7 protein-coding genes are annotated in these 8105 nt (G+C 66.8%); 3 read left to right on the forward strand and 4 right to left on the reverse strand.

The features are described from left to right. Nucleotides 1–75 precede the first annotated feature (75 nt). Genes PCK14_RS07925 through PCK14_RS07935 form a run of 3 tightly spaced genes read left to right on the forward strand, consistent with a single transcriptional unit; the run spans nucleotide 76 to nucleotide 3653 of the window. Complete coding sequence (locus tag PCK14_RS07925) at nucleotides 76–1596, forward strand: aldehyde dehydrogenase family protein (RefSeq protein WP_269937933.1); 1521 nt, start codon at nucleotides 76–78, stop codon at nucleotides 1594–1596. Continuing rightward, complete coding sequence (locus PCK14_RS07930) at nucleotides 1589–2854, forward strand: CaiB/BaiF CoA transferase family protein (protein WP_269937934.1); 1266 nt, start codon at nucleotides 1589–1591, stop codon at nucleotides 2852–2854. The genes PCK14_RS07925 and PCK14_RS07930 overlap by 8 nt, the downstream gene beginning before the upstream one ends. Then, entirely contained in the window at nucleotides 2847–3653 is an 807-nt protein-coding gene (locus PCK14_RS07935) for an enoyl-CoA hydratase/isomerase family protein (protein WP_269937935.1), read from the forward strand. The genes PCK14_RS07930 and PCK14_RS07935 overlap by 8 nt, the downstream gene beginning before the upstream one ends. Before the next feature lie 114 nt (nucleotides 3654–3767). Here the strand turns inward: PCK14_RS07935 and PCK14_RS07940 are convergent, their stop codons facing one another. Genes PCK14_RS07940 through PCK14_RS07955 form a run of 4 tightly spaced genes read right to left on the reverse strand, consistent with a single transcriptional unit; the run spans nucleotide 3768 to nucleotide 7817 of the window. Then, nucleotides 3768–4499, reverse strand: coding sequence for an amino acid ABC transporter ATP-binding protein (locus tag PCK14_RS07940; RefSeq protein ID WP_269937936.1), 732 nt, complete (start codon nucleotides 4497–4499; stop codon nucleotides 3768–3770). Beyond that, nucleotides 4499–6016: an ABC transporter substrate-binding protein/permease gene (locus PCK14_RS07945; protein WP_269937937.1), complete on the reverse strand. Its 1518-nt coding sequence runs from the start codon at nucleotides 6014–6016 to the stop codon at nucleotides 4499–4501. The genes PCK14_RS07940 and PCK14_RS07945 overlap by 1 nt, the downstream gene beginning before the upstream one ends. Beyond that, on the reverse strand, nucleotides 6013–7020 hold the full coding sequence (hutG, locus tag PCK14_RS07950; protein ID WP_269937938.1) for a formimidoylglutamase: 1008 nt from the start codon (nucleotides 7018–7020) through the stop codon (nucleotides 6013–6015). Before hutG ends, PCK14_RS07945 begins: the two co-directional genes overlap by 4 nt. Further along, entirely contained in the window at nucleotides 7017–7817 is an 801-nt protein-coding gene (locus tag PCK14_RS07955) for an IclR family transcriptional regulator (protein WP_269937939.1), read from the reverse strand. The genes hutG and PCK14_RS07955 overlap by 4 nt, the downstream gene beginning before the upstream one ends. Nucleotides 7818–8105 lie beyond the last annotated feature (288 nt).

Here is an 8105-nt window from a genome sequence, read left to right on the forward strand (position 1 = left end):
CCCTTGGGTGTGACAGTGGTCTTGGACGGCCCCCACAGGGGCCGTGTTGGTTGATAAAGCAAAGGGGCTTTGATCATGACAGCACAGACACCCGCCACCACAGTGCCGGCGTGGACCGTGGAAGACCATCCCATGTGGATCGGCGGACAGCAGGTTCCTTCACTGGGCGGGCAGTGGCACGACGTCCACAATCCGGCAAGGCGCGAATCCGTAATCGGCCGCGTGCCGGCCGGCACCGTGGAGGATGTGGAGAAGGCCGTGGCCGCCGCACGGGCCGCCTTCCCGGCCTGGCGGTCGCAACATTTCACGGCCCGGACGCAAGCCCTGCTGGCCATCGCCGACGAACTTGAACAGCGCATCGAGGAGTTTGCCCACCTCACCGCCCTGGACACCGGCAACGCCATCCGCACCCAGGCCCGGCCCGAGGCCACAACACTTGTGGCCATGTTCCGCTACTTCGCCGGGATCGCCGGGGAGGTCAAGGGGACCACGCTCCCTGCCGGCGACGGGCAGCTGCAATACACCCGGCTGGAGCCGCTGGGCGTGGTGGCCGCCATCCTCCCGTGGAACTCCCCGCTCATGATTGCCGCCTTCAAGGTTCCAGCCGCGCTCGCCGCCGGGAACACCGTGATCCTCAAGGCCGCCGAGGACGCCCCGCTGACAGTGCTCCGCCTGGCCGAGGTGTGCAACAACCACCTGCCCGCCGGGGTGGTCAACGCGCTGACCGGCAGCGGCTCCGTCATCGGCGAGGCTCTCGCACTCCACCCGGGCGTGGACAAGGTCTCCTTCACCGGTTCCACGGCGGTTGGCCGCCGGGTCGGCGGTCAGGCGGGGGAGCGGCTGGCCCACCAGTCCCTGGAGCTGGGCGGCAAGAACCCCTCCATCGTGTTCCCCGACGCGCTCTCCGGCGGAGGGGACGACGACGAGCTGTACACGGGCCTGTTCCTCGCCTCCCGCTTCACCCGGCAGGGGCAGAGCTGCACGGCCGGTTCAAGGCTGTACGTGCACGCCGACATTTTCGACGAGGTGGTGGGCACGCTGTCCGCCAAGCTCGGAGCATTGACGGTGGGTGACCCCCTCGAGGAAGCCAGCGACATGGGTGCCATCATCAACGCCAAGCAGCACACAGCCATCAGCGGCTTCCTTGCTGAGGGCCGCTCAACGCCCGGCATGAAGGCCGTCATTGGCGGCAGCGATCCGCAGGAGGGCCCGCTCACCGAGGGCTACTACCACCTGCCCACGCTGTTCACCGGAGCCCGCAACGACTTCCGCATAGCCCGGGAAGAAATCTTCGGCCCCGTCCTGGTGGCCATTCCGTGGCGCAGCACCGACGAGGTGGTGGCCATGGCCAACGACACCAACTACGGCCTGGCCGCCTACGTCTGGAGCCACAACCTCGACGACGCCCTCACCACGGCCCACCGCCTCGAGGCCGGCTGGGTGCAGGTCAACCAGGGTGGCGGGCAGGTGCCGGGACAGTCCTACGGCGGCTACAAGCAAAGCGGGATTGGCCGGGAGGTCTCCCTGGAGGGCATGCTGGCCGGGTTCACCCAGACCAAGCAGGTCAACGTGAAGCTGCGGGGGTACGGTGCCTGAGCGCGCCGCCACGGCGCCTGGGCCGGCGGGCCTGCCGCTGGCCGGCATCAAGGTCATGGACCTCTCCCGCGCGCTCGCAGGCCCCTATGCGGCCGCGCTGCTCTCCGACATGGGCGCCACCGTGACCAAGGTGGAGAGCATCAAGGGCGGGGATTCCTCCCGCAGTTGGGCCCCGTTCGACGGCGAACACTCCCTGTACTTCGACTCCGCCAACCGCGGCAAGAGTTCGGTGGCCGTGGACTTCTACTCCCCGGCAGGAAAGCAGATCCTGTGGGACCTGGTCCTGGCCAGCGACGTGCTCATTGAAAACTTCCGCCCCGGCGTGCTGGCCTCCACGGGCCTTGACCCGGAGCTGCTGAAGAAGGCCAACCCGGGGCTCATCATCGCGTCCGTGACTGGCTTCGGCCCCACCGGCCCGCTGAGCCAGGCCGCCGGCCTGGACCAGGTGGCGCAGGGCATGAGCGGGCTCATGTCCGTGACCGGGGCCGACGTGGACCACATGTACCGGGTGGGCGTGCCCATCGTGGACCTGGTCACGGGCATCTGCACAGCCTTCGGCATCGCGGCTTCCCTGGTCGGGCGCAGGGCGGGCGGGGCCGGAAGTCCCGTGGCGGCGTCGTTGCTGGAAACAGGGCTCTCGCTCTCCGCCTTTCAGGGACAGCAGTTCCTCAGCACGGGGGAGGTGCCCATCCCGCGTGGCAACAACCACCCTGTACTGTCCCCCTACGGGGTGTTCAAGAGCGCCGACATCCCGCTCATCATCGCCGTGGGCAGCGAGAAACAGTGGGCCCAGTTGTGCGGTCTGCTCGGCGCCCCCGAGCTTGCGGGGCACCCCGACTATGCCACGAGCCGGCTCCGGACGGTGCACCGCGAGGAACTCCGCGAGCTCATTGACGGCTTGCTGGCTCGCCAGACCGCTGCGGAATGGCTGGCCGAGCTGCGCGGCGCCGGCATACCCGCCGGGCCCATCTACAACTACGAGCAGGCCTTCGCCGACCCCCAGGTCCAGCACCTGGGCATGGTGCAGGAGGTGCTGCGCAGCGACGGGTCCAGGCTTCCCCTGCTCCGCGGCCCCGTCTCCATCAACGGCCAGGCCCCAGCGGTGGCGAAGCCGCCGCCGGCCCTGGGCCAGGACACGCTGGCCGTCCTGGAGGGGCTGGGGCTGTCTGCGGAGCAGATTGCCGGACTCGTGGCCGCGGGTGTGGTGTACGACGGCGCCGCCACCGGCGCGCCCAGCGATGGGACCGAAAGTGGCTGAGCCGGGGACGCTGCGCGTGGAACAGTCCGGGCCCGTGGCCGTGCTCATCATGGACAACCCGGGCATGCGCAACGCCATCACGGCGCACATGTGGGCCCAGTTCGAGGAGCTGCTGGCCCGGCTGGACGCCGACGATACCGTGAAACTTGTGGTGGTCCGCGGGGCGGGGGAGCACTTCTCCGCCGGGGCCGACATTGCCTCCGTGCAGAGCATCCTGCACGACCCCGCCACGGGGCAGCGCAGCGGCGGCGGGATCACCGTGGCGGAAAATGCGCTGGCCCGCTTCCGCAAGCCCACCATCGCCGCCATTGACGGCTACTGCGTGGGCGGCGGCTGGCAGATTGCCGGGGCCTGCGACATCCGGCTGGCCTCCGACCGGGCCATGTACGGGATCACCCCAGCCAAGATCGGGATCGTCTACCCGCTCTCCGGCATCAAGCGGCTCGTGGAACTGGCCGGCCCGGCCACGGCCAAGTACCTGCTGCTCAGCGGAGATTTCATCGGGGCACACGAGGCGCTGCGGCTGGGCCTGGCCACCAAGGTGCTGTCCCTGGATGGATTCTGGGATGAGGTCCACGCGTTCGCGCTGAGGCTGGCAGCCCGTTCGCAGTTTTCGGCCCAGGGGCACAAGGCGCTGGTCAATGCCCTGGGTTCCGGCGCCGGAGATGCCGCAGTGGCGGAGCTCAGCGCCTACTGGCAGGCCCAGATGGCACTGAGCGGGGACGCCGCCATTGGTGTTGCCGCGTTCCTGGCCAAGGAGACGCCGCAGTTCACCTGGCTGCGCCCGCTAGAGGACTGACCCGCGCCGCTTGCCATGGCGCAGGCCCCCTGCCACACTCCACACTGGCGGTCACGCGGCAGGCGGGCCGGACGCGCCGGGTGGGGTCCCGGCGTCGTCCATGGACGTGGCGCCCTAGAGGACCTTGTTCAGGAAGTCCCGGACGCGCGGGTTGGCGTTGTCCTCGGAGAAGAATTCCTCCGGCGGCATGTCCGCGGCAATGACTCCGCCGTCCACGAAGACCACCCGGTCGGCCACCTTGCGGGCAAAGCCCATCTCGTGCGTCACCACGATCATGGTCATGCCCTGCTTGGCCAGGTCCGTCATGACGTCCAGGACGTCATTGACCACCTCGGGGTCCAAGGCGCTGGTGGGCTCGTCGAAGAGCATCAGCTTGGGGTTCATGGCCACCGCGCGGGCAATGGCGATGCGCTGCTTCTGGCCACCGGAAAGCTGGCTGGGGTAGGCGTTGGCGCGGTGGGTCATGCCTACCTTTTCCAGCAGTTCCATGGCGTGCGCCTCGGCGTCGGCCTTGGACTTGCCCAGCACGTTCATCTGCGGGAGCATCACGTTGCGCAGGGCGGTCAGGTTGTGGAACAGGTTGAACTGCTGGAACACCATGCCCATGCGGGAACGGAGCCGGTCCAGGTCAACATTGGGAGCCAGCAGGTCCTCGCCGTCAAAGAGGACATGCCCGGAGGTGGGTGTCTCCAGCAGGTTCAGGCAGCGCAGGAAGGTGGACTTGCCGCCGCCGCTGGGGCCGATGACAGCCACCACCTCGCCGGGTTCGATGGTGAAGTCAATGCCCTTCAGGACATGGACAGTGCCGAAGGTCTTCGTGATGGCCTGGGTAGTCAAGAGTGCCATTAGATGTAAACCGCCATTTTCTTTTCCAGGGTGTTGGCAATGAAGCCAATGACGTTGGTGAGGACGTAGTAGACCAGGCCGATGAAGATGTACACGGTCAGGGCGTCGAAGGTGCGCGAGATGATGGTCTGGCCCACCAGGAACAGTTCACTGATGGTCACAAAGGACACCAGTGCGGAGTTCTTGGTCAGGGAGACAAATTCGTTGCCGAGCGGCGGGAGCATCCGCAGGAATGCCTGCGGGATGATGATGTGCCGCAGGGCGGCGCCGGAGCTCATGCCGCAGGAACGGGCGGCCTCCATCTGGCCCTTGTCCACGGACTGGATGGCGCCGCGGACAATCTCTGTGACGTAGGAGCCGCTGTACAGGCCCAGTGCGAACACTCCTGCCACCATGGGTGAGAGCTGCAGGCCCAGCTGCGGCAGGCCAAAATAGATCAGGAACAACTGGACGATGAACGGCGTGCCGCGGATGACCGAGACGTAAGCGGTGCCCAGCCAGCGAATCGGGGTGACCTTGGAGAGCTTGGCGAACCCGCCCAGCATGCCGAAAGCCAGGCTCAACACCAGGGACATGCCGATGATCTGCATGGTGGTGACAAAACCGTTCCACAGAGGGCCGGCGGAGTTGGTGATGGAGGAGATGTTGATCAGGCCGTGGGCCTTGGCCGGGCCGGTTGCGGCAGTGGATTCGTCGCCGAACCACTTTGCGGTGAGCTTGTCATAGCCGCCATTGGACTTCAGTGAGGTGAGTGCAACATTGAAGGCATCCCTGATGGCAGGATCCTGCTTTTGGAAGGCGTAGCCGTAGTTCTCATTGGTGAGTCTTTCACCCACCTGCATCAGGCCGCCCTGCTGGTGAATGAAGTAGCGCCCGCCCGGCTGGCCGGTGACCACTGCATCTGCCTGGCCCAGCTTCACGGAAGAGAACATTTGGTCGTTGGTCTGGACCTGGACCAGCTGCGCCTTGGGCTGGTTCTGCTCCAGCCACTCCACGGACTTGGTGCCCACCTGCACAGCGATCTTCTTGCCGGCAAGATCGGCCAGGGACGTCACAGTGGTGTTGTCCTCCGCCACGAAGACGGCCAGCCCACCGGGGTAGTAGACGTCGGAGAAGTCAATGGCCTTGGCCCGCTCATCGCTGATGTAGATGGCGGAAGCACCGACGTCGACCTGGTTGGCCTGGAGCGCCGGGACGATGTTGCCAAACGGCATTTGGATGAACTCGACGTTCTTGATGCCGGCTTCCTTGGCCAGGGCCCGGACCAGGTCAATGTCGAAGCCCATCTTGTCGCCGTTGGCATCGGTGAATTCGAACGGCGGGAAGGTGGCATCGGTGCCCACTCGCAGGGAAAGTTTCCCGGACTTCAGATCGCTGAGCTTGGCGGAGGTTGCCGCAGGAGCTGACGGGTCGGTGGTCGGTGCGGCGGTGGCAGCGGAGGCGGCCACGCCGGTGAGTCCGATCAGTGCGGCCAGCAGGACCGCCCAAAAGCGGTATCGGGTGAGGATGTGTTTCACGGGAGCTCGATTCCAGGTTGCAGTGGGGTGGCCGGCGTCTCCCGGGGGAGTGCCGTGTATTCGGCGGCGATGGCGTGCACCAGCCGTGCCGCCGCGCGGGCCGTGCGGTTGTCAAGGTCAAAGAGGGGGTTCAGTTCCACCACGTCCACGTGAACGAGCTTTCCTGATGCGGCCAGCTGGCGGCAGAGCGCCAAGATGACTTCCATGGGGACCCCGAGTGCGGCCGGTGCGCTGACGCCGGGGGCAACATGTGCCGGCAGGACGTCCAGGTCAATGGTGAGGTAGACGGCGTCCACCTCGCCCAGGAACCGGTCCACGAACGCCTGGGCGGCGGGCAGTGCCGATGCCCCGCAGTCCTCGTCCAGGAGATGTTTCACGCCCAGCCGTGCCGCGGTCCGGAATAGGTCAAGGGTGTTGTTGGCCTCGCTGATGCCCACCACGCGGTAGGTGAACGGGCGGCCGGCGGCGGACTCGAGTTCGGCGATCTGCCGGAACGGGGTGCCGGATGAGGGGAGGGAATCTGCACGCAGGTCGAAGTGGGCGTCAAGGTTGATGATGCCCAGGCGGCGCCCGGCCAAAATCCCGGAACCGGCCAAGCCCAAGTAGCTGCCAAAGGCGGTTTCATGGCCCCCGCCGAGCACCACGGGAAGGTCCCCGGCGCGCAGTGCGCCAGCTATTTCCCGGCCAAGGCGTTCCTGGCCAAGCTCCATGGCGCCATCCGTCACGGCAATGTCGCCCAGGTCGCGGACTGCAAGTGCCTCCGGCGCGGAGAGGGAGGAAAGTGCCGTCCGAATGGCCGCGGGGGCATCGGCTGCGCCCGTCCGGCCCTTGTTGCGCCGGACGCCTTCGTCGCTTCGGAAGCCAATGACGGCCACACCGCCGGGGGCCGGGGCCGAGGATTTGGAGGAGAGGTTCTCGTTGACGGCGTGGTGCCAGCGGCGGTGCTCGGGACCGGGGCCGTCGTCGCGGCCGGCCCAGGGGGAGGGGGTCAGTTCGGGGGTCATGGCATTGCCGTTTCTGCTGAGTTGAGGATGAGGGCGGCCGTGCGGGTCGCTGCGATGAGGCGTTTTTCGCTCCTGATGGCGCGGACCGAAGGGGCCATGGTGCTCAGTGTGCCGGCCAGGTGGCCGGAGGAATTGAAGATGGGGAAGCTGACGCCCCACACGCCGGCGTCCACCGCGCCCTGGCTCAGGGCAAAGCCGCGGGCGGCCGTGATGTCCAGCTCGCGGCGCATGGCGGAATAGCCGGCGTCGTCGAGGTCAAGTGCCGCAACCGCGGCGGCCTGTTCCGGCGCGGGCAGGTTGGCCAGCAGGGAGAGCGCACTGGCACCTCGGTGCAGTGGCTGGGAGCGGCCGGCGGAGTAGCTGCAGCGCAGCATCTGCGGCCCTTCCACCGCTTCCACGCACAGCGACTGGTTGCCGCTGACCACGAGGTACGCGGCAAGTTCCTGGGTTTCGTCCGAGAGCTGGCGCAGCTTGGCGGAGATGCTGCTGGTGATGATGGATTCCTGGCGGTAGTTCGCCGCCAGGGACAAGGTTGCTGGCCCGGCGGAGAATTGGCCCCGGTGGTTGGCCGGTGCCACCAGGCTGGATTGGGTCAGTGCCGCCAGGTGCCGGTAGACGGCGCTGACGGGGATGCCGGTGCGGGCTGAGAGCTGCGCGGCGGTCAACACCTGGGCGGAGGCGAATTGCAACAGGATTTCCAGTGACCGTGACTGTGCCGCGGCCGCCCGGGGCGGCTCGTTCCGGGGACTGCGCGAGGTGCCAGTTGCACCTGATCCGTCCTGCTCGTTGTCAATCATGCAAGCGACACTAGTGTCTGCAATCACGTACACAAAGGAATAGTTCCCACTCAATGGGAATGATTGTTCCACCATGTGGGTTTTTGTCTCCCACTGGCCCTGTTCCGGTTACTAACTGCACCCGCGCGGGGACCAGCTCCCCGCCCCGGCACGTTTGGCACGACGTCGGCCAGCCGGCCAAAGCGCATGCCTCGCGTGGCATTGTGAGCCAAAGCATGCGCCGGTGGCAAAATTTGACTTTTGCAAAGTTTGCACCCGGGGAATAACTTGTGTCCTGCCAAAAAACAA

This window comes from Arthrobacter sp. HY1533, assembly GCF_027568515.1.
GTDB lineage: Bacteria > Actinomycetota > Actinomycetes > Actinomycetales > Micrococcaceae > Specibacter.